A 21,195-nucleotide genomic window follows, 5' to 3' on the forward strand; every position below is an offset into this window, starting at 1 on the left:
CCGCCCCAACTGCGAACGGCTCATGGAAGCCTCAGTCCCATAGGGTGGGTCTTGACCCACCGACGCCGCACGCTCGCCCCTACCCGCGGCCGCGCCTCACGAGTGCAGGGCTCGCCAACGACAGCGCCAACCGCCCCAACTGCGAACCGCTCATGGAAGCCTCCGTGCAATCGAACGCCGACCGCGCCGCCTCGCGAAGTGTGTTGCGGCGAGCCGGTCCCTCGGACCTGCACCTCCCGCGGGCTGTGCCGGGCGCTGAGGCGTGTGCCATCCGCCCGTTCCCGCGGATGCAATGCGGAACCGAGTTCGAACCAAATTCGGTCCAAGTTCAGACGCACCCCATGCGGAGCCCCTCGCCATGCGCTTCTCAAGCCAAGTGAAGCCGATCAGCTACCTCAAGGCCAACGCGGCGGAGGTGCTCAGCAAGATCGGCGAAGACCGCGAGCCGCTGGTGATCACCCGGAACGGCGAAGCCAAGGCCGTGCTGCAGGATGTCGCCAGCTACGAGCAGACCCAGGAAACCCTGGCCCTGCTCAAGTTGCTGGCCTTGGGCCAGCAGGACATCGAAGCCGGCCGCGCGCGCCCCGCCGCCGAGGTCATCGCCAGGCTGCGCCGCACGGGCGGCGGCAGCGACGACTGATGCCGCGGTCACCCAAGCGCCACGCGGTGCTGCTGACCCGCGGCGCCGAGAATGATCTGGAAACACTGCATCGCAATCTGGCTGAGTTCGACAGCCCGGTGAGCGCGGACCGCCTGCTCGATCGACTGATGTCCCTGGTGCAAAGCCTTGAGCAATCGCCCGAACGCGGCAGTCCCCAAAGGAGCTGCTGACGCTGGGCATCAAGGCCTACCGACAGGTGCTGTTTAAACCCTGGCGGATGATCTATCGCGTCCAAGGCGGAGCGGCGTATGCGGTGCTGGTCGTGGACTGGCGACGAGATCTGCAGTCTGTGCTAGCGCAGAAGTTGTTGAGGGCGTAATCGTCAGGCTCCGGCGCTGCGGCGTAGCGCGGGGCGTTAGGTGGCGATGTGGCGAGACAAGACCTGGTGTCGCTTTCGGGGACGGATGGGGGTCATCGGGTCTTCTTGTCCGCGAGATCAACCAGATAGCGGATGAGCACCGGCATCTGGGTGGTCGGGTTGTCCGTGCTGGCCGCTGCTGCGGCAGCGTTGGCACGATCAGCATTGGCCATCGCGGTGCTGAGACGTGCGCTGGTTGCGTTGAACAAGCCCCTGTTCCCCTTCGCGTAGCTGGCGTGTGCGGCGATGGCCCTGAGGCGCGGCTCGACATCCGCAAAGCGTGGCAGAGGTGCAGTGGTGTACTCGTAGTGCAGCAACAGCCAGTATTCGAAGCAGGGAATCGACGTGATGGCCTCGAAGCGCGCGCTCCCTACTCCGATCTTCCCGGAGCGACGGATCAGTGACTTGCCACGAGTGCGATGGATAGCTTGATCGAAGCTGGGATGGCCGTCACGATCAAATACGCAGAACACCGCGTTGTAATCCGGATCCTTGTCGAACAACTCGATGGCATATTCAACGACGGAAGTGGGCGCAGATCCGCTGTCTCCCGTGATGGTGACGTTCGCCGTGCTCAGTCGGTGATGCTCGATCAGTTCGCGCAAGTAGTTTGGTTCGGTCTTCTCGCCTTCGCAGACAATGAGTACTCGATCATACGGTTCGCGCTTGGGGCCGCTTCGGCGCAACTGGCGGTGGCTCTTTGGTTTCGCCACGGACTAGACCTTGAGTCCGCCAAAAAACGGCAACGCTCCGTAACGTCCCTGCAAGTAGCCCTTTTCCAAGTTCTCACCCTTGCGGGGGCTGAAGTCTGTGAGCGGGTAGAGATGGCTTGCGAGTTCAGTGTCCTTTTCCATGAACCAAACTTGATCGCGACGAAAAAGATCTGCGTCAAGCAGCGAGGTGTCGTGTGTGGAGAAGATCAGCTGCGCGCCCTTCTGGTTGATCTTCGGATTGTTGATCAGTCGAACAAGGTGGCGTAGCAGCTCGGGATGCAGGCTGGTGTCCAGTTCATCGATGATCAGGATGTAGCCGTTGGTCAGTACATCGATCCACGGGCCCGCCAACGCGAAGATCTTGTTGGTTCCGCCAGATTCTTCTGCCAGCGGCAAGGTGAGTTTTTGGCCATTTCTGGCGCTATGCGTCAAGCTTACTTCAGCGATTTCTCTGTCCTTCATCTGCTCGGCGAAATAGGCTCGAATGGGTTCGGGCATCGACTCGTCGAATGAAGCTGGATCAAACTTCTGACGATCCATGCGGATCTCCGAAATTCCAAGGTCGGCTGCCACCAGAAACTCCAGGACCCGAGATTTCCAAGTTTCATCGCGATCGCACTGGCGGGTCGTGAAGTCTTCGCGGACACGAGCGAACGGGCCGATGTTTCGCAAGGCTACAGAGAACCAGTCGTACACGGGCTTGAGCTGTTCAGCGTTTAGTTGCACGGCTGTGGAAAGGTAGAGTGCGTTAGGTCGAGTTGCCTCCTGCCACAGCTTCTTTTGCCCACGAAGGCTTGGGCCGAACTCCCAGCTCGCTTCCCCAGATTGCGGAGCGGCCTCGCGGCGAAACCACATCTGTTGTCGTCCTTCGGGGAACGCGTATAGCCACTCGCCTACAACGGTAAGCGCGCTAACAACAATGCCGTACTGATAGCGGACGCCGGCCTGCACGAATATGACCTCGAATTGGCTCGGTGTGTTCATTCCCGCCGTAGCCCCAACGGCGAAAGGCTGGTATGGAATCGGCTCGTCAGGCTTACTTCGTCTTGCCGAGTCCCGCACCAGGTCGCGAACAAATAGAAGCGCGAGGAGCAGGTTGCTCTTGCCGGAAGCATTTGCGCCATAGACGACAAGCGAACGCAGCAGATCCGGGGTGCTGGGCGCCTCGGTCGACATGACGTGGCTGTCACGCAGCTCCTTCCCTGCGCTTGCCACCAGACTGAGGGTCTGCCGGTCGCGGATGGAGCGGTAGTTGCTGACGCTGAACTCAACCAGCACGATGTCTCTCCATTGTTTGCGATCGAAATTTACACAGATCGTGCGAAATCCGCTAGTAAAATTGAAGTTCGCCGATTTTTCGGTGGGTGCTGTTCAAAGCAAACGGGCGCCCAAGGGCGCCCGTTTGCTTGAACCTCAAGAACCCGCACCAGCGCCCGAAAGCGCCAGCGCAAGCCCGATCAGTAGCGGTAGTGATCCGGCTTGTACGGCCCTTCCACCGGCACACCGATGTACGCAGCCTGCGCTTCCGTCAGCGTGGTCAGGTGCACGCCGATCTGCTCCAGGTGCAGGCGGGCGACTTCTTCGTCCAGCTTCTTGGGCAGGCGGTAGACGGTGTTCTCGTAGGTGTCCTTGTTCGCCCACAGGTCGATCTGCGCGAGCGTCTGGTTCGAGAACGAGTTCGACATCACGAAAGCCGGGTGGCCGTGGGCGCAGCCGAGGTTGACCAGACGGCCTTCGGCCAGCAGGTACAGGCTGCGGCCGGTGGCCTTGAAGGTGTAGCGGTCGACCTGCGGCTTGATGGTGTCGCGCTCGACGCGGCCGGCGGCGACTTCGGCGTTCAGTCGGTCGACCTGGATCTCGTTGTCGAAGTGGCCGATGTTGCAGACCAGCGCGTTCGACTTCATGCCCTGCAGGTTCTCCAGGGTGATGATGTCGCGGTTGCCGGTGGTGGTGACGAAGATGTCGGCCTCACCCAGCACCTGGTCCAGACGCTTGACCTCGAAGCCTTCCATTGCCGCCTGCAGGGCGTTGATGGGGTCGATCTCGGTGACGATGACGCGGGCGCCCAGGCCACGCAGGCTGTGGGCCGAGCCCTTGCCGACATCGCCGTAGCCGCAGACCACGGCGACCTTGCCGGCGATCATCAGGTCGGTGGCGCGCTTGATGGCATCGGCCAGGGATTCGCGGCAGCCGTACAGGTTGTCGAACTTCGACTTGGTCACCGAGTCGTTGACGTTGATGGCGGGCACCAGCAGCTTGCCGGCTTCCATCATCTGGTACAGGCGATGCACGCCGGTGGTGGTCTCTTCCGACACGCCCTTCCACTCGGCGGCCACGACTTTCCAGAAGCCGGGGCGCTCAGTGCGGGTGCGCTTGAGCAGATCCTTGATGACCTGCTCCTCATGGTTGGCGCCGGGGCTGTCGACCCACGTGTCGCCGTTTTCCATGTCCAGGCCCTTGTGGATCAGCAGGGTCGCATCACCGCCGTCGTCGACGATCAGCTCCGGGCCCTTGCCGCCCGGGAAGGTCAACATGTCGAGGGTGCAGTCCCAGTACTCTTCCAGGGTCTCGCCCTTCCACGCGAACACCGGGATGCCGGCAGCGGCGATCGCGGCGGCGGCGTCGTCCTGGGTCGAGAAGATGTTGCAGCTGGCCCAGCGCACGTTGGCGCCGAGGGCCTTCAGGGTCTCGATCAGGACCGCGGTTTCCTTGGTCATGTGCAGCGAGCCAGACAGGCGCACGCCCTTCAGCGGCTGCAGCGGGGCGTACTTGGCGCGGATCGACATCAGGCCGGGCATTTCCTCTTCGGCCATGCGGATGCGCTTGCGGCCGAGTTCGGCCAAGCCCATGTCACGGACCTTGAAGTCGGTGAAGGGCAGTTCTTTCACTTGTGCGTTCATGCGTGTAGCTCCGGGTTGCGCTGGCCTGCAGGCCAGTCGTGCGACTTCGCGTCGCGATCACCGGGCGCCGTTGGTACGGAAATCCACAGACCGAGCCTGGCCGGCATGGATTGCCCGGTCGCAGCGCCCCTCGGCGGGATGGCCGCAAAGTATACCGGGGCAGGGTGGTGACGGGATCAAGGCGGCGGTCACAGGCTTGGCACGTGGTGGGCGGGGGCGGTCCGGTTGGGCGCGGTGCGCCGCAGGCGCAAGGCAGCCGATGCGTGCGGGTGCGCCGCAGGCGCACGCTAGCCATCGAGTGCGGGTGCGCTGCAGGCGCACCTTGTGCGATAGAAGTCGCGGCTTCGATTTTGGGGGCGGCGTCGCTCGGAGGTGTAGGTGCGCGTGTCGCGCACCGCTGGCGGCCGAGCGGAGTCGCGCATCCCCGGGAACGCCGGGCCAAGCCTTGCCCGGCGTGATTTGTTTGCGAGAAAGACGCAAGGCGCGCCGTCCCTGGCGCGCATGCAGCGATGGATCGGAGCCTCCCTAACCGCGCGGTGTCACCACCAGAGGCATGTTGCCGAGGGCCAGCAGGCCAAGCAGTGGATTGGCGACACCCGCGAGGATGACCGGCAGCGAGGGGTGGGTGATGCAGATCCCCTGCTCGATCAGTCCAAAGCTTTCGTACATCACGATCTGGCCGGCGACGATCATCAAGTGCACCAGCAGGACGATCAGCACGGCAAGCATGGCCAGTACGACCTGGACAACGACGGCCGCCGCGGCTCCGGTGATGCCGGCTGCGGCGACAGCACCCGCCACGCCGCCGCCGCTGGCCAGTGCGATCAGCGAGGAGAGGATGCTGAAGGCTTCCGCCCCCAGGCCGGCCCCGATCAGTTTCATGGCGCATTCGTGGTCCATGCACACGGTGATGCCCAGCGGTATCTGTCCGATACCTGCGACGTCCACGCCGACAGTCTGCAGCTCGGTGATCGACCATTGGCCCGTGGCAACGCATTGGATGGCCGCGGGCAGGCTCTTGACCATCTTCACCAGCACATCGGTCGCCTTGGCCAGCACATCGGTGGGAATGGCAGCTTGAACGCCCGTTGCTCCTGCGAGCAGCCCCGCATGCGGGCGCGCGTCGAAGCGTCCGCGGAACGGGTCGATCAGATGATCCTTGATCGGCCGCTGCACACAGATGAGCACCTGCCGGGTGACGGTCTCCACCACGGTCTCCACCACTTCGACGGTGCCTACGACCAGGTCGACGAAACCCGAGGCCACGCAGTCGGCTTCGCAAAGTCCGAAGCCGACCAGATCCTCGCGACCGCTGGCAAGAAAGCGGCGGTTGCAGCGATCGCTGCAGGCGGCGTAGCGCTCGGCAGCGCTCAGGACCACGTCCACCGTCCTGCGCACCGTCCGCGTGGTTTCCTCGACGACGTTCTCCAGCTTGCAGTTGTCCTCCTTGCGCTTTCTTCCGAATGCCGCGATCTGCGAGCCGCTGCGCACCTGGCTTTGCGCCAGGGCCTTGCTGCTGGTCTTGCTGGTGCGCGCCAGATACTCCGGATACAGCGCGAACGCAGCCGTTCTCAGTGCGAACAGGTCGCCGAGATGCGTCGGGCTGGACGCCAGCTCGTCGAGCAGGGCGGCAACCGATGTTTCGCTCCAGCGGCGTGGGCTGCGGTCCGCCTTCAGTCGCACGCCCTTCGGTTCAAGGAACACCGCCGAACTGCCGATGCCGATGCGGATTTGCGGAGTGTTTCCACTCAGGTCTATCGAGGCGCGAGCAGCGGGCGCGCTGATCATCACCGGTACTGCGGTCTGGCGTGCGTCGTCGCCGATCAGTGCAAGGCGCAAGGCGCCGAACTCGCCGTGGAAGGCGTCACTGCTCTTGTCGCTGGCGCATCGAGGGGGCGCCGCCTGCGCTGCGGGTGCGAGGGCGCCGCCCAGACACGCAGCCGCGCCGGCCGCGATGCCACTGCCTGAGACAAGAAATCTGCGGCGCGTCGAGTCGATCTGCGGGCGTGTGCTGTTCATGCGTGTCACCTCATCAATTGGGCGGAGATGGATGGGCGAAATCGAGGCTGCACTTCCCGCATGACGACGGACGGGGCGGGCGCGAAATCGCTGGGGTCGGACGGACACGCTTCTGGAGGCACGGCATCGAACGCTGGCGAGTTCGGCATTTGCAGTGCTTCGGCGGCAGGTCATCCGATGCAGTTCACGGCAGCAGGGGCGTCTCTCTGCCACGTGCCTCGCATCTGCCGTTCTTTTGGGTGAGTCCGTCTGCAGCCCGAGGGCGGCGCTTCGCTGCTCAGCTGAGCGGCAGGTTCAGGGGAGTTCGAAACCGTCGCGAAACAGGCCTGTCGTCAGCCCCAGCACGACACCGCCCTCCAGCTGCTGTACCAGCGGCGGCGGCGAGAAGCCGGGGTCGAGTTCGACCGCGCTGAAGGCGCCGGTGCGCGCGTTGGCGATCAGGATCGGCACCGAGTCGCTCGGCGCGAACTGATAGCTGCCGAGTCGCTGCACGGCCAGCGTGCCTGCAAGCGCCGCGGTGCCGAATGGGCCGGAAAGCAGAAGCTCGTCGTACTCGCCTGTCGCCACACCGCCGACGCGGAAGGCAAGCCGCGCGCCGGCGGCTTCGGTGTAGCGGCCGGCGATTTCCAGCGTGCCGGGGGCGCTGCTGGAACCCGGGGCGAGCACGGCGGCGGTGTTGAGCACATCGCCTGCAATCCGGCCGGTGCCGGTCAGACGGCCGCCGTCGAGCGTCAGCGGGCGCAGCGCGGTCCCGGGTACGGTGAGCTGCGCGCCCTGCAGCTCGAACACGCCGGCGGTCTGGCGCCAGCGACGCTGCACGGTGACCGCGCCGGCCAGTCGCGTGGTGCCGCGATTGATCAGCGAGTCGCCGGTGCCGAGGGTGAACGTGAGTGCGCCGGCGCCCGCGTTGGCGGTCGCCGTGAAGGTGCCGGCGTTCTCGAACAGCGGATCGCCGTTGCCGAAGTTGATCGTGGCGGGTCGGAACTGCACCTGGAAGTCGGCGCCCGGTGCGATGAACAAGCGGGTCAGCGGCAGCGTTGGGGGCGCCGACAGCACCAGGTTGCCGCCTTGCCAGAGGGTGCTGCCTTCCAGAATCAGCTGTGCACCGCTGCCCAGCACCTTCTGCTGCGTGCCGCCAATGGTCAGCGTTTGCGTGCTGGGCACGCGATAGCTCCCAGGGCCTGCGAGGATGCCCTGCTGCCAATCGAGCCCCGCCAGGAAGCCGAGCTCGACGCCGGTGGCCGCAACGATCTCGGTGGTGCTGGACGCGCCGACGATGCGCAACGGTCCAGTGAAGTCCACGCTGGCATTGAAGGTGCGCGGGCCACCGCCGCCGGTGAAGTCCACCGTGCCGGCCCCTTCGAAGCGGGTGCCTGCATTGAAGTTCGCGGTGCTTGTCGGCGGCACCAGAGTCGCCCCCGCGCTGGTGCGGAAGATGCCGCTGTGGTTCGTCGGGCCACCGGAGCCCTCGAAGCTGAAGGTGCCGGAGAGCACTTCGATCAGGCCGTGGTTGTCCAGCCTGATGCGCGAGTCGTTGATGCGAAACGTCGTGCCGGCACCGGTCTTGCGGATCGTGCCGTTGTTGCGGATCAGGCAGCCGACAGCCTGGTTGCCAATGCGGCCTTCGTGGCTGATCGCGAGCGTTGCGCCCGAGGCGATGTCCCAGCTCACCGTGTCGGAGCAGTCCAGGATGCCGGCACTGAAGTTCGCCGCGCCCTGTTGCACGATGGCGCGCCGCCGCAGCGGCATCGAGTTGCCCGAGAGGTTCCAGACCGAGCCAGGCGCGAAGGTCAGCGGCGGCGCGATGCCGCCCTGCAGCACCCCGGCCAGCGCGCCGTTGCCGCTCCAGTGGTAGGTGCCGGTCACCGTGATCGCGCCGGGGCCATTGATCGTGGCCGAGCCGTGGGTGACGTCGCCGACGGTCAGGGTGCCGTCGACGTTGAGGGTGCCGAGGCCGGTGGGCCCGAAGTCAATCGCCGCCACCGTCACGCTCTCGCCGCTCGGAATCGTGACCGTGCTGCCGCTATTGATGCGCGCGGTGTCGGCGGCACCGGGCACGCCGCCTGCGCAGCCGGTCCACGTCGCCGGCACGATCCAACTCCGGGCGCCGCTGACGGCCGTGCAGGTGGCGGCCGATACGTCGTGGCTGGCAAAGGTCAATGCCAGGGCCAGCAGACCAGCGGCGACGTTCATGGCGCGCGCGTTGCCGCGAGGCGTTGGCGTGGCGCGGCCGTGATCGATTGCCCGAAGGCGCCTGTGCAGCGCGGTGCGGGTGTTCATGGTCATGCTCCCTGTCTTTGGTGGGTCTGCAGTTCGCTCCGCGTCGGCGACCAAGGACGCAGGGCGCGAGACTGTCGATGCGGCCGTCGAAAACGATCGCCCTCTACTCGAAGCCGTTGGCGAAGAGGGCGCTGGGCGGCGGCGCTGCGCGGCGGCCGTAGATGACCAGCACGCCGCCGCGCGGCGTGGTGCCGAGGATTTGCTGCGGAATGGCGACGACGAGATCGTCAACGCCGTCGTCGTTGAAGTCGCCAGCGGCGAGGCCGGCGCCGAACTCCTCGTCGACGCCGAGTTCGCCGGGAATGCCGGTGCTGCCCTTGTGCCAGATCTGGCGGCCGGTGAGTTCGATGCCGCTGGCGCTGCCGTACAGCACGACGAGCGCGCCGGAGTTGGACACCCCCGAGGTGTTGACGCCGGGTGCGCCCGCGGCAAGATCATCGAAGCCATCGCCGTTGAAGTCGCCTACGGCCAGCGACTGCGCGAAGCGGTCACTCGCGGCGTTGGGTAGGCCGACGTCGGGGTTGGTCCAATTCGAGCTGATCCCGAATCCGTTGACGCCGTCGGACCTGCCGGCGCGGATGATCAGCGCGCCGCTACGAAGGCTCGCACTACTTTGTTTCTCCGGGATACCGATAACCAGGTCGGAGTCCCCGTCGCCGTCGAAGTCGCCGGCGGCGAGAACACTGCCAAATCGGTCACCCGGATCATCGAGGCCGGGAATGCCCGACGCGCTCTGTTTGAAGTAGACCCGACCGCCGGAGCCCAGCGGTGGCAAGCCCCCGTAGAGCACCTCGACTGCGCCCGACCGATCCGGCGGGTCGTTAGGTACACCGATGGCAACATCCGGAAGACCATCGCCGTCAAAGTTGCCGGCCGCTAGCGCGCCGCCGAATCGCACGGTCGAGGGAAGCGGCAGGATGTACTGCATGCTGGGAAGCACATAGCCAACGCGACGCTCAAGTGGGGCGAAGTTCCTTGCCGCGCGAACTTCGATCACATTGCTATCTACACAGTAAAAGCTGCACGCCAGGTCTACTCCAGGTGCGCCGACGATAAGCTCGCTTGATGTCCCGCTCGCGCTGAAGATGTTGGCGATAGCCAGTGCCTCGCCATAGTTCATCCCTTCGCCAACCAGGGTTCCCCCGCCGAACGCGAAATCTGCCTCAGAAGGGACGTTCAAGGCGCCTTGCCCGGTTGCACCGCCGAGCCGGCCGCGAACCAGCGTGACTGAGCCGGCGCTCGTAACGCCGAGCGGCGGCAACAGCGCCTCATCGAAGCTTTCACCGGGCGTACCAACGGCCAGATCGTCACAGCCATCGTTGGTCAGATCGCCGGCCGCCAGCGCCCAGCCGAAGTAGTCCCCCACTTCGGAGCCGCCCGGCATGTTCGGCGAGCTCTGCGACAGCCCGATGCCGTCGTTCGAGCGCAGGCCTTGCGCGCTGCCGTAGGCGATCACGATCTGGCCCGATTGCACCACGTTGTTGGCGTTGGCGTCGGGCGCGCCGATCGCGAGGTCCTCGATGCCATCGCAGTTGAAATCGCCGACCGCCATCGCCTCGCCGAAGCCGGGAACGGACGGTTCCAGCCGCCCGAGGATCGCGAACGGCAGCCCGTCGGCGGTGTTGCGTAGGAACAGCCGGCTGTCGGTGCTACTCAGCTGCGCCTGCGCGCCGTGCGCGCACAGCACGCCGGCAATCAGAAGGGCCCAGCGGGCACGCGTGGGACTTCGGTTCATGGGGAACTCCTGTGGTCGCTCAGAGCGGACGCGTGCGTGGACATGGGCTTCGATCAGTTCGGGTCGCCGGGCTCGAAGCCGTCGCTGAAGAGCAGCGCGTTGAAGCGCTGGTACTCACGCTGGAAGCGGCCGGTGCCGTAGCTGTGCGGGGTGTCCGCCTGCAGCTGCAGGCGCAGCAGCGGGGCGCCGCCGCTGACCTCGCCCAAGCGGTTGAACTGCCAGCCACCCGCGACGCGACGCAGCGGTGCCGACTCCGGCAGCGGTCGGCCAAAACCGCTGATCGCAATGCGCGGCACGGTGTCGATCTCGGGCGCGGCGCCGCCGCGCAGCCAGCGCAGCGACCCACCGGCCTGCTCCAGTGAATACAGCGCTGCCTGCGGGCTCGACAGCCGCGCAAGGCCCGGGCGCGGCATGCCGCCGACCGTGTCGAAAGTGCCGTACAGCAGCAGCTTGCCGTTGTGCTGTTCGGCGACCGTGTTGACGCTGCCGCCGGTCACGGCCCGCCGGGTCGACTCCAGCTGGCGCGCCTGATCGAGTCGCGCCAGCCGTGCGCGCGGCTGGTTGTCGATGGCGAGAAAGTCGCCGCCGAGGATCAGCTGGCCATCGCTGTGCACGAGCGTGGCGCGCACGCCCGCCTCGGCAGTCGCCAGGCCGGACACGATGCCGCCGTCGGGCGTCATACGGGCCAGTCGCGCCAGCGCGATTCCCGCGATCTGGGTGAAGTCGCCGCCGACGATCACCGCGCCGTCGGGCTCCAGCAGCAACGCGAACACATCGCCGTTCAGGCCGGTCGGCCCGAAGCCAGCGGCCACCTGTCCCGCCGCATCCAGCCGGCACAGGCGCGCGCAGCTGACGCCGTTGACGCGGGTGAACTCGCTGCCAACGATGCCGTGTCCGCTCGGCTGCACAGCCAGCGCGTTGACGGTGTCGTTCAGTTCCGGCGCGTAGCCGTCATTGACGTCGAATGCGTCGGCGGCTCCGGCCCAAGCCAGCAAGAGCGCGACGCCGAGCAGAGCCGGAAGGCGATGCGTGGGGGCAGCGGTCGGACGCGCAGCAGACATCGAGGAACTCCGTGGGCGAGGCCGACGGAGCTATAGCGCTGGAGGCTGCGGAGGATCCCGAAGGAATTCGGAAGGTCTTCGGAAGAGTTGCGAGAAGGCTCGCAAGTGTCTGAAAGAAAGACGCTTGCTGTCCTGTCGCCCGTCGCGCATCGACGGTCGACGAGTTCGAAGGGCCTCGCGTCTTCGGTCCGCGACTGGCTAATGCGCGGGCGTGGCTTCCTGCGCCGCGGGCGACGCAGCGGCCGCCTGCAGCGACTGCTGCAGCTCGACGAACCCGGCCTGGTTCGGGCTGTCGGGCCCGAACGCGGCGTGCATGGGCGGCAGGCACACATCGAGCAGCGCCAGCGCTTCGTCGGCTCGCTGCAGGTTGGCCAGGCTGTCGGCCCAGGCGCAGCGCACCAGGCCCAGGCTCCAGTGATGGGGGGGCATGAGCTTTTCGGCAATGGGCACCATCTCGCGCTGACGACGCTCCGCCTCTGCCCAGCGACCGAGCCTCTGCTCGTAGCGACCCAGATTGTGGGTCTGCAGCACGAACTGCTCGCTCTCGCGACCGTGTGCAGCGATTTTCAGGGCCAGCGCGCGTTCGCCAATCTCGATGGCTTCGTCCAGTCGGCCCGTGTGCTCCAGCAGGTGGGCGAGGTTTCCTGTGGCTTGAGCGACCAGCGGGTGGGCTTCCCCAAGCGTCGCTGTCATGTCGCTCAGGAGGCTTCGCTGCAGGGCTTCGGCTTCGTCCAGACGGCGCAGTTCGCCCAGCAGCTGGGCATAGTCGCTGCGGATGCCGAGGGTGTGAGGATGGGTGCTGCCGAGCTCGCTCGTCGCGATCCGCTGCGCGTACTCGAGTCCGACTGCCGCCTCATCCAGCTTGCCGAGTCGGACTGCAACGCTGGCTGCGGGTCGGGCGTAGATGGCGCTGCGCAGATCGTCGTCGCCGTAGTGCCCGCGCGCGACTTCAGCATTGGCCGAATGCGTTGCGTAGGCTTCCTCCAGCTGGCCGAGGGCGAGCTGGGCGTCGCCGAGGTTGCCTTCGGCGGTGAGTACGCCGGCGTCGAAGGCGCCGCGCTGTTCACGCAGTTTCGGCACGTTTTCCTCGAAGCGCTCCAGCGCGCCGGCCGCATCGCCAGTGCGCAGCTGCAGCAGGCCCAGCGTCAGCTGGTAGGCGAGCAGCGCATCGGATAGGCCCTCTCCGTCCAAACCGCTCGCCGATGCAGCAAGTGCAGCGCCTTCCTGCAGCAGGGTCAGGGCTTCGGCGAACTTGCCTTGCGCTTCCAGCACGGATGCTCGCGAAGTCAGCAGGCGCAGCTTCAGTTCGTCAGCCGAGAGCGGTGCAAGCAGCACTTCCGCTGCATCCAGCTGGGCGTCGGCTGCCTCCATGTCGAACAGTTCGGTGAAGGCGCGCGCCAGCAGCAGCCGCACCGCGGCTTCCGTTTCGGGGCGGTCAGGGAAGCGTCCATCGATCCCGCGCGCGGCGCGGCTCAACACCTCGCGCATGCTCGGATCACCCTCGCCCTGGTCGAGGGGGTTCACCGTTGCCAGCAGATCCTCGACCAGGAACTGGTTGACCGCGCGCGCATGTGCAGCCTCGTTGTCGGCGCGCGCCGCGGCCGCGGCGAGTGCCGTCTGCGACTGCTGCAGGCGAACGTACATGAAGGTACTCACCGCAAGGCCCAGGCCCAGCACGGCGCTCAGCGCCACCAGCCAACGGCGACGGCCGCGCGCACGGGCAAGTCGTGCCGACAGTTCGGACGCCAGCGTCTCGCGGCGCTGCAGGTCGGCCTGCTGTCGACGCCGCTGTTCGAGGCCGCGCAGGCGCTGGGCCAGCGCGGCCGCGCTATCGAGCCTTCGCGAAGGCTCACCGTCGATGCAGTCGGCGATGTCGGTGCGCAGCAGCGGGTCTTCGACTTCGCGCTCCCAGCCCGCCGCCAGCGGCCGCCGCAGGTCGCCGATGACCAGCTGCCAGAGCAGCACGCCGAGCGCGTACACATCGCTGCGCAGGGTCGGCGCATGCCCGGCCAGCAGCTCAGGGGCGAGGTACAGGGGCGTGCCCGAGGTGGAGTCTTGATCGGCGCGGTCGCGGGTGCGGGTGTAGCCGAGACGGGTGATGCCGAGCGCTTCCAGCTGACCGGGATCGAGCAGGCGCGCGCTGCCGAAATCGGTGAGCTGCGCGCGCGGCGCCTCAGGGTCGCCATCCACATGGATCAGCACGTTGCCGGGCTTCAGATCCTTGTGCAGCACGCCGACCGAGTGCGCAGCGGCGAGCGCATCCGCGATCTGTGCGGCCAGCTCCAGCCGCGTCGACAGCGGCAATCGGGCGATGCCGCCGAGGCTGTCGGCGTAGTCGAGCAGGCTGCCCTGCGGCGCGAAGGGCGATTCGATGAAGTAGGGCGCCTCATCGAAATTCCAGTCGAGCACGGGAGCGAGGTCGGGGCGTTCGCCGAGGGCATCCAGGAACAGCCGGAACAGGGTGACCTCGCGCTTGAGCGCGCCGAGACTGCCGCTGTTGCGGGCGAACTTGAAGACGCGGCGCTCGCGGGTCTTGTCTTGCTCGACCAGCCAGACCTCGCCGTGGCCGCCTTCGCCCAGGCGGCGCTGCAGCAGCCAATGACGACGCCCGGCTACGGCCTGGCCGGCTTCGAGCGCCAGGGGGCTGGGCTCGGCGCTGCGCTCCACCGCTTCGGCGCGGACCTCGGCGACCAGGCGATAGCCGTAGCCGTAGGCGGTGCGCACGGTCTGGCCGTCGTCATCGCGCAGCGCCGCGCGCAGCTTGGCGACAGCTTTGCCGAGCACGCCTTCGGTGACTACCCGGCCGGGCCAGACCGCGTCGAGCAGTTCGTCCTTGGTGACGACCTCGCCCGGCCGACGCACCAGCACCCGCAGCACTTCGAGCGCCTTGGGTTCGAGCTGCACCACCTCGCCGCCAACGCGGAGTTCGAGCGCGGACTCGTCGAGTTCGACGTCGCCGAAACGCCAGCGCCAGCCGCGTGCCTGTGCATCCATCGGAGCCGATCCGTTCGCCGCGGGCCGCGGCGGCCTGAGTCTGCCGCATCGAAGGGGCGCCCGCATCCGCGCCGTGGCTTCGTGGAGCGGTCGCTTCGACCGTATGCTGCGCGCGGGCAGCGGAGGCGTGCGATGGCTGGCAGCGTCAACGGAGACGAGGGTTCGAGCGCGGGGCAGGGCTGGCGTCTGGCTGAACTGTTCGACGCGCTGGTGGACCTGCCGGCCGCGGAGCAGCGCGCGCGCTTGGCCGCGCTGCCCGAAGCGCAGCGCGCCGAGCTTGAGCGGCTGTTGGCGCTGGATGCCGGCAGCACGCGTCAGCCCGAGGATCCGCTGGGCCGGGTGGTGGCCGATGTGCTGGAAGTGGCCGCGCAGGAGGTGCGCGAAGGCGCGCGCATCGGGCCCTGGCGCGTGCTGCGCGAGCTGGGGGCGGGCGGCATGGGCACCGTGCTGCTGGCCGAGCGCGCCGACGGCGACTTCGCGCAGAAGGTGGCGATCAAGCTGATCCGCGGCTTTCCGACCGAGGACGAGCGTCGCCGCCTGCGCCACGAGCGGCGCATCCTGGCCCAGCTCGACCATCCCAACATCGCGCGTCTGCTTGATGGCGGCGAGACCGAAGACGGTCAGCCCTACGTGGTGATGGAGTATGTCGACGGTCAGACCCTGCTCGACTGGCTGGCCGAACACCCGCTCGGCCTGCGCCAGCGCCTCGCCCTGTTCGACCGCATCGCTGACGCCGTGCAGCACGCGCACGAGCGTCTGGTAATCCATCGCGACCTGAAGCCGAACAATGTGATGGTGCGCGCCGATGGCGATCCGCGTCTGCTTGATTTCGGCGTCGCCAAGCTGGTGGATGTGAGCCAGGGTGAGGACAGCCGGCAGACCTCGACGCGGGTGTGGACGCCGGGCTACGCCAGCCCCGAGCAGCGCGCAGGCGGACTGATCACCACCGCCACCGACGTCTATGGGCTCAGCATCCTGCTGCGCGAGATGCTGACCGGCGAGCGCCAGCCGGGACAGGCCACGGCGCTGCCGCCGGGCTTCATCGGGCTCAAGCTCGACGCCGAACTCCGCGGCATTCTCGAAGCCGGCAGCGCTGATGATCCTGGGCTGCGCTATCCCACCGTGGAGGCGCTGCGCGCGGACCTGCAGCGCTGGCTGGACGGTCGCACGGTGCGGGTCGCGCCCGACAGCGCCCTGTACCGGCTGCGCAAGTTCGCGCGCCGGCACCGCACCGGTGTGGCGGTGGCGGCCGGGCTGCTGGTCGCGGCTCTCCTGTTTGTGTGGCGGCTGGATGTGGAGCGCGACCGCGCGCTGGCCGCCGAAGCCATCGCCCTGGCCGACCGTGAGCGCGCCGAGAGCGCGGCAGACGATGCGCGGGCGGCGCTCGGATTCCTGTCGCGCACGCTGGTGGCGCTGACGCCCGAGCGCATCCAGAAGCGCGAGATCAGCGTGCGCGAGCTGGCGGATACCGCGCGCAGCGATCTCGAAGGCGTGCTGGCCGATCGCCCGCGCGTGCAGGACGAGTTGCGCCGCGTGCTGGGGCACCTGTACGTGGCGCTGGGCGAGCCGGACATCGCGGTGGCGCTGCTGGCGCGGGGCATTCCCGAGGCCGATCCCGCACATCCGGTGGAGGCTTTGGCCCTGGCCAAGGATCTCGACGCCTGGTCCAGCATGCTCGGTCTGCTGGGTGAGCCTGAGGCAGGGCTGGAAAAGGCCGAGCGCGCCTGGGCGCTGCGCCAGCGCCACGCGCCGAACGACCCCGTGCAGCGACTGCACAGCGCCGACCAGCTGGCCTATGCGCACTACCGACTGGGCGATTTCGAACGCGCTGAAGCGCTGTGGCGCGAGGTGATCGCGGCCTCGGCGTTGCCTGATGCGCCCTTCGATGTGCTGACCAATGCGCACCAGGCCCTCGCCGGCATGTTCAACAACCTGAGCCGCCCGCAGGAGGCGCTGCAGGTGCTCGATGCCGGTGAGGCCCTGATGCAGGGCAGGGTGGCGGCGGATGCGCCCGAGCGCGTGACCTTTCTGCGCGGGCGCCTCGAAGCGCTGGTGCAGCTGGGGCGCGCCGGCGAAGCCGAAGCGCTGGCGCGCAAGGCCATCGACATCCAGTCGCGCACGGTGGGCGAGCGCAACGCGCGGATGGCCTTTCTGCTCAATGCGCTGGGCCTCGCGCTGAACGAGCAGGCGCGCTTTCGCGAGGCGCAGGAGGCCTTCGAGCAGTCACTGGCAGCCAGCGACCCGCTGGCCGCGGTGGAGGGCGAGCGCGCGCCCCTGCTGTTGAATCTCGCCTCGGTGGCGGAGTCGGCCGGCGACTATCCGCGCGCCCTGCAGCTGTTCGATGAGGGCATCACCCTGCTCGAACGCAGCGAGCCCGACATGGACAGCCTGCGCCTGCGTCAGGCCAAACGCTCGCGGGCACGTGCGCTGGGCTTGCTGGGGCGCGCGGATGAGGCGCGCGAGACCTTGCTGTCTTTGGAGCAGCAGGCGCTGGCGCTGGACGGCGAGGACGCCTTCGAGCCGGCCATGCTGGCCTGGCAGCGCGCCGTGCTGGCGCGCCATCGCGGTGAGCCCGAAGCTGGCTTCGAGGCACTGGCCATGGCCGAAGCGCGCATGCGCCCGCTGCTGCCGCCTGAACACGCGATCCATGCCTACATGGCCCGCGTGCGCGGCCATCTGCTGGGCGTGCAGGGTGATCTTGACGGCGCCGCGCGCGCGCTCGATGCGGGCATCGCGCATCTGCAGCGCTCCGGCGGCGTGGCCTTCGACATCGCCAGCCTGCAGGTCGAGCGTGTGCGCGTGCACCAGCTGCGCGGCGAGAATTCCGAGGCGCGCGCGCTGCTGCGTGAGGCGCTGCCGGTGCTGCGGCAGGCCGTGCTGCCGACCGAAGTGACGCGGGCGATGGCCGAGCGTCTGGCGCGCGAGCTGGGCGTGCCGCCCGCGCGGTCCACGCGGGCGGAAGACGCGCCGCGATCAACGAAGTCGAACGCTGCCGCGCGCGCTTCCTGACCCCGGGGCTGCGGCCCTCCTGCTTTGGGAAATCGCGTCTGACGCCGCCGGGCCCTTCCCTGTGGCACTGCCTCCGGCCTCCGCTTTGCGCGCACCCTATCTGCATCGCGTCGTCTCGATGCCGCGCGATCTCCCCCCGCTGAGCGACCACTTCCATGCCCCACACCCGCCCCCAGATTCCGCAGCTGCGCCTCGCCCTGATCCTCGGCGGGCTGGCGATGTTCGGGCCGTTCACCATCGACAGCATCTTTCCGGCCTTCGGGGTGATTCAGCGCGACTTCGCGATTACCGCGGCGGCGATGCAGCAGAGCATCAGCGTCTATCTGTTCGCCTATGCGCTGGCCAGCGTCATCCACGGGCCGCTGTCGGATGCCTATGGCCGCAAGCCGATCCTGCTCGTCGGCATCGCGGTCTTCCTGCTGGCCTCGGTGGGCTGCGCGCTGTCCGATGGGCTCACCGAGCTGCTGGTCTGGCGAGCGCTTCAGGGCGTGAGTTCGGGGGTGGGCATCATCGTCGGCCGCGCCATCGTGCGCGATCTGCGCGAAGGGCCGGATGCGCAGCGCTTGATGAGCCAGATCTCGATGATCTTCACCATCGCCCCGGCCATCGCGCCGATCATCGGCGGCTGGATTCTCGGCTGGTCGAACTGGCAGATGATCTTCTGGTTCCTGGTGGCCTTCGCCGCGCTGCTGCTGCTGGTGACGGCCGTCGCGCTGCCGGAGACGCATCCGACCTCACTGCGCGTGCCCTTCTCGGCCGACAGCCTGTGGAAGACCAGCGTCGCCATGCTGGGCAATCGCACCTTCATGACGCTCAGCGTGATCGGCACGCTCAACTTCGGCGCGCTGTTCATCTACATCGCCTCGGCGCCGGTGTTCGTGATGCAGCATCTCGGAATGAACGAGCAGCAGTTCGGCTGGTTCTTCGCGCCGGCGGTGGGCGGCATGGCCCTCGGCGCCTTCCTCTCCGGGCGCACGGCCGGGCGCATCAGCGCGCGGCGCGCGGCGTCGATCGGCTTCGGTATCTGCCTGTTCGCCACGCTTGCCGGTGTGGCCTACGCCGCGCTGGCGGATACGCCGCGCTTCCCTTGGGCGGTGCTGCCGATCGCGCTCAACTCGGTGGGGGTGGCGCTGGTCTTCCCGATCGTCACCTTGGCCATCCTCGACCTGTATCCGCGTCACCGCGGGGCGGCCTCGTCGATGCAGAGCTTTGTCAGCCTGCTGATCAATGCCGGCGTGGCGGGGCTGATCTCGCCGCTGGTCAGCGGCAGCGTACTCGGCCTAGCCCTGACCGCACTCGCAGGCTGCGTCCTGGCGATCGGATTCTGGGCCTTGTATCTGCGGCAGAGCCGACACGCCCTGCACGCGCCGCAGTCGGGCGAGGCGCCGGGGCTGGAGCCGACGGAGCGGCTGTAGTCGCTTCGGCTCTGGGGCTCAGCGCCCCATCAGCTTCTGAACCATCTGCACCAGCCGATTGCCGGCCATCAGCTCGCGCACGCGGGCTTCGTCCGCAAGGGCCTGCTCGCCGAGGTCCTGTTCGATGCGGCGCTTGGCCTGCTCGCGCTGCACCTTGGCGGCCAGGGTGCGGCGCACGTCCTCGTCGACGCTTTCGCGGCCGAAGCTTGCATCGTCATGCGTCAGGTAGCGGCCCAGGGAGTCGAACAGCTCCGCCGTCAGCTGCGTGTGGCGGAAGCTGCGCACCGTGGTGGCGAAGCCGTAGAAGTTGGTCAGCGAGATGCGGGCCACACCCAGGGCCTGGCCGGCCTCGATGGTGAGCGTCAGCGGGATGCGTCCACGCGCCTGGAAGCGCCCAGCCACGACTTCGCCGTTGGCATTCTTGCGGCTCTCCTGCAGGCCCGACAGGCGGTGCTTGCTGAAGATCTGGCTGACCGCCTGGGTGCGCACCAGGCCTTCCGTCTCCAGCACCGGGCATTCCTCGGACAGCACGGTCGCGAAGCACTCGAACTGGATCTCGACGCTGTCGGTGCCCGGCGTGGCGCGCAGCGTGTAGGGCGGCTCGGCCTGGGCAACCACATCGCCATAGCCGGGCAGGCTGTAGACCACGCGGATGCGCTTCTTGAGCTCGTTCAGGTGGGTGCTGATCTGCTTCAGAAACTCGTAGAGGTTCTGCACCTTGGGGCCGAGACGCTCGGTCCACAGGCCTTCTTTGGGCTCCTCGTGCAACACGGCCTGCTCGCCGGTGCGGCGGCGTTCGGCCTCCTGCTTGAGCTCGTCCAGAATTCCCATGCGTATCCCCGATTGCGGAACAGGGCCCCCAGCGGACCACCGCGGCAGTGTAGCCAATGGCCTCGCGGCGGCGAAGCGCGGGCGGCCTGGGGCGCGCTGATCGTCACGAATCGCGAGGCCCGCCGTCGAGCGGCCCGCGTGCAGCACGCGTCGCGGTACCGCCGGCACTCACGTAGCATCGGGCGCGCTGCGCTTCGCCTTGACCTACCCCCGTTCATCGCCCCCGGGAGGGCCCCATGGAGGATTCAATGAGCATCTTCGTCGTCATCCTGATCGGCTTCGTCGTCATCACCCTGTTCAAGGGCGTGCGTTCGGTGCCGCAGGGTTTCGAGTACACCGTGGAGCGCTTCGGCCGCTACACGCACACGCTGCCGCCGGGCCTGGGCTTCATCATCCCCTGGGTGGATGCAGTCGGTCGCAAGATGAACATGATGGAGCAGGTGCTGGACGTGCCGAGCCAGGATGTCATCACCCGCGACAACGCGGTGGTCAAGGTGGACGGCGTGGTGTTCTACCAGGTGCTGGACGCCGCCAAGGCGGCCTACGAGGTGGCGCAGCTGGAGATCGCCATTCTCAACCTGACCATGACCAATATCCGCACGGTGCTGGGCTCGATGGACTTGGACGAGTCGCTGTCCAAGCGCGATGAGATCAACGCGCGCCTGCTGGCGGTGGTCGACGACGCCACCCATCCTTGGGGCCTCAAGGTCAACCGCATCGAGATCAAGGACATCCAGCCGCCGCGCGACCTGGTCGATTCGATGGCGCGGCAGATGAAGGCCGAGCGCGAGAAGCGCGCCAACATCCTCGATGCCGAAGGCCATCGCGCCGCCGAGATCCTGCGCGCCGAGGGCGAAAAGCAGGCGGCCATCCTTGAAGCCGAAGGGCGTCGCGAGGCCGCCTATCGCGACGCCGAGGCGCGCGAGCGTCTGGCCGAGGCCGAGGCCAAGGCGACCACGATGGTGAGCCAGGCGATCGCCCAGGGCGATGTGCAGGCGGTGAACTACTTCGTCGCCCAGAAGTACGTCGAGGCGATGAAGGAGTTCGCTCGCAGCCCGAACCAGAAGACGCTGCTGCTGCCGATGGAGAGCACCGGCATCCTCGGCGCTCTGGCCGGCATCGCCGAGCTGGCCCAGGCCAATCGCCCCGAGACCGCGCCCAAGGCGCCGACCCCGCCGCCGCGTCCGGCCGGTGCGGCCAACTTCAAGGTGGAGTGATC

The 21,195-nt window shown here is 67.6% G+C and carries 13 protein-coding genes, 1 pseudogene and 1 riboswitch; of the genes and pseudogenes, 5 read left to right on the forward strand and 9 right to left on the reverse strand.

The window, feature by feature from the left end; all coding sequences use genetic code 11:
- Nucleotides 1-358 precede the first annotated feature (358 nt).
- Together H4O13_03575 and H4O13_03580 are read left to right on the forward strand one after the other, a co-directional pair.
- Nucleotides 359-640 carry a type II toxin-antitoxin system Phd/YefM family antitoxin gene (locus H4O13_03575; GenBank protein ID MBE5314462.1) on the forward strand — a complete coding sequence of 94 codons (282 nt, stop codon included), beginning with the start codon at nt 359-361 and terminating at the stop codon, nt 638-640.
- Nucleotides 640-980, forward strand: a pseudogene (locus tag H4O13_03580) (type II toxin-antitoxin system RelE/ParE family toxin). The gene H4O13_03575 and the pseudogene H4O13_03580 overlap by 1 nt, the downstream one beginning before the upstream one ends.
- Before the next feature lie 92 nt (nt 981-1,072).
- Here H4O13_03580 and H4O13_03585 read toward each other — a convergent pair.
- The 8 genes from H4O13_03585 to H4O13_03620 all read right to left on the reverse strand — a co-directional run bounded on the left by H4O13_03585 (nt 1,073) and on the right by H4O13_03620 (nt 14,721).
- Nucleotides 1,073-1,732: an RloB domain-containing protein gene (locus H4O13_03585; protein ID MBE5314463.1), complete on the reverse strand. Its 660-nt coding sequence runs from the start codon at nt 1,730-1,732 to the stop codon at nt 1,073-1,075.
- 3 nt (nt 1,733-1,735) lie between these two features.
- A complete protein-coding gene (locus tag H4O13_03590; GenBank protein ID MBE5314464.1) occupies nt 1,736-3,010 on the reverse strand; it encodes an ATP-binding protein in 1,275 nt (424 codons plus the stop codon).
- A 179-nt stretch (nt 3,011-3,189) separates the two neighbouring features.
- Nucleotides 3,190-4,632, reverse strand: coding sequence for an adenosylhomocysteinase (locus H4O13_03595; GenBank protein MBE5314465.1), 1,443 nt, complete (start codon nt 4,630-4,632; stop codon nt 3,190-3,192).
- Between the two features lie 55 nt (nt 4,633-4,687).
- Nucleotides 4,688-4,770, reverse strand: a riboswitch (S-adenosyl-L-homocysteine riboswitch).
- A 387-nt stretch (nt 4,771-5,157) separates the two neighbouring features.
- Nucleotides 5,158-6,651, reverse strand: coding sequence for a hypothetical protein (locus tag H4O13_03600; protein MBE5314466.1), 1,494 nt, complete (start codon nt 6,649-6,651; stop codon nt 5,158-5,160).
- Between the two features lie 294 nt (nt 6,652-6,945).
- Nucleotides 6,946-8,931, reverse strand: a complete 1,986-nt coding sequence (locus H4O13_03605) for a hypothetical protein (protein MBE5314467.1) — start codon at nt 8,929-8,931, stop codon at nt 6,946-6,948.
- Between the two features lie 103 nt (nt 8,932-9,034).
- A complete protein-coding gene (locus H4O13_03610) occupies nt 9,035-10,666 on the reverse strand; it encodes an FG-GAP repeat protein (protein MBE5314468.1) in 1,632 nt (543 codons plus the stop codon).
- A gap of 53 nt (nt 10,667-10,719) precedes the next feature.
- Nucleotides 10,720-11,727: a delta-60 repeat domain-containing protein gene (locus H4O13_03615; protein ID MBE5314469.1), complete on the reverse strand. Its 1,008-nt coding sequence runs from the start codon at nt 11,725-11,727 to the stop codon at nt 10,720-10,722.
- A 198-nt stretch (nt 11,728-11,925) separates the two neighbouring features.
- Nucleotides 11,926-14,721 carry a tetratricopeptide repeat protein gene (locus tag H4O13_03620; protein ID MBE5314470.1) on the reverse strand — a complete coding sequence of 932 codons (2,796 nt, stop codon included), beginning with the start codon at nt 14,719-14,721 and terminating at the stop codon, nt 11,926-11,928.
- 132 nt (nt 14,722-14,853) lie between these two features.
- Between H4O13_03620 and H4O13_03625 the strand changes: the two genes are divergently transcribed.
- Together H4O13_03625 and H4O13_03630 are read left to right on the forward strand one after the other, a co-directional pair.
- Nucleotides 14,854-17,730, forward strand: a complete 2,877-nt coding sequence (locus H4O13_03625) for a protein kinase (GenBank protein ID MBE5314471.1) — start codon at nt 14,854-14,856, stop codon at nt 17,728-17,730.
- 155 nt (nt 17,731-17,885) lie between these two features.
- Nucleotides 17,886-19,145 carry a multidrug effflux MFS transporter gene (locus H4O13_03630; protein ID MBE5314472.1) on the forward strand — a complete coding sequence of 420 codons (1,260 nt, stop codon included), beginning with the start codon at nt 17,886-17,888 and terminating at the stop codon, nt 19,143-19,145.
- 18 nt (nt 19,146-19,163) lie between these two features.
- On the opposite strand, the gene H4O13_03635 is transcribed toward H4O13_03630, so the two are convergent.
- Nucleotides 19,164-19,976, reverse strand: a complete 813-nt coding sequence (locus H4O13_03635; protein ID MBE5314473.1) for a hypothetical protein — start codon at nt 19,974-19,976, stop codon at nt 19,164-19,166.
- A 236-nt stretch (nt 19,977-20,212) separates the two neighbouring features.
- Here H4O13_03635 and H4O13_03640 point away from each other — a divergent pair, with 236 nt between their 5' ends.
- Nucleotides 20,213-21,193 (forward strand): SPFH/Band 7/PHB domain protein, encoded by a 981-nt coding sequence (locus H4O13_03640; protein MBE5314474.1) that lies wholly within the window; start codon nt 20,213-20,215, stop codon nt 21,191-21,193.
- Nucleotides 21,194-21,195: the final 2 nt, after the last annotated feature.

The sequence above is a fragment of the Lysobacterales bacterium genome, from assembly GCA_014946745.1.
Lineage (GTDB): Bacteria > Pseudomonadota > Gammaproteobacteria > Xanthomonadales > Xanthomonadaceae > Aquimonas.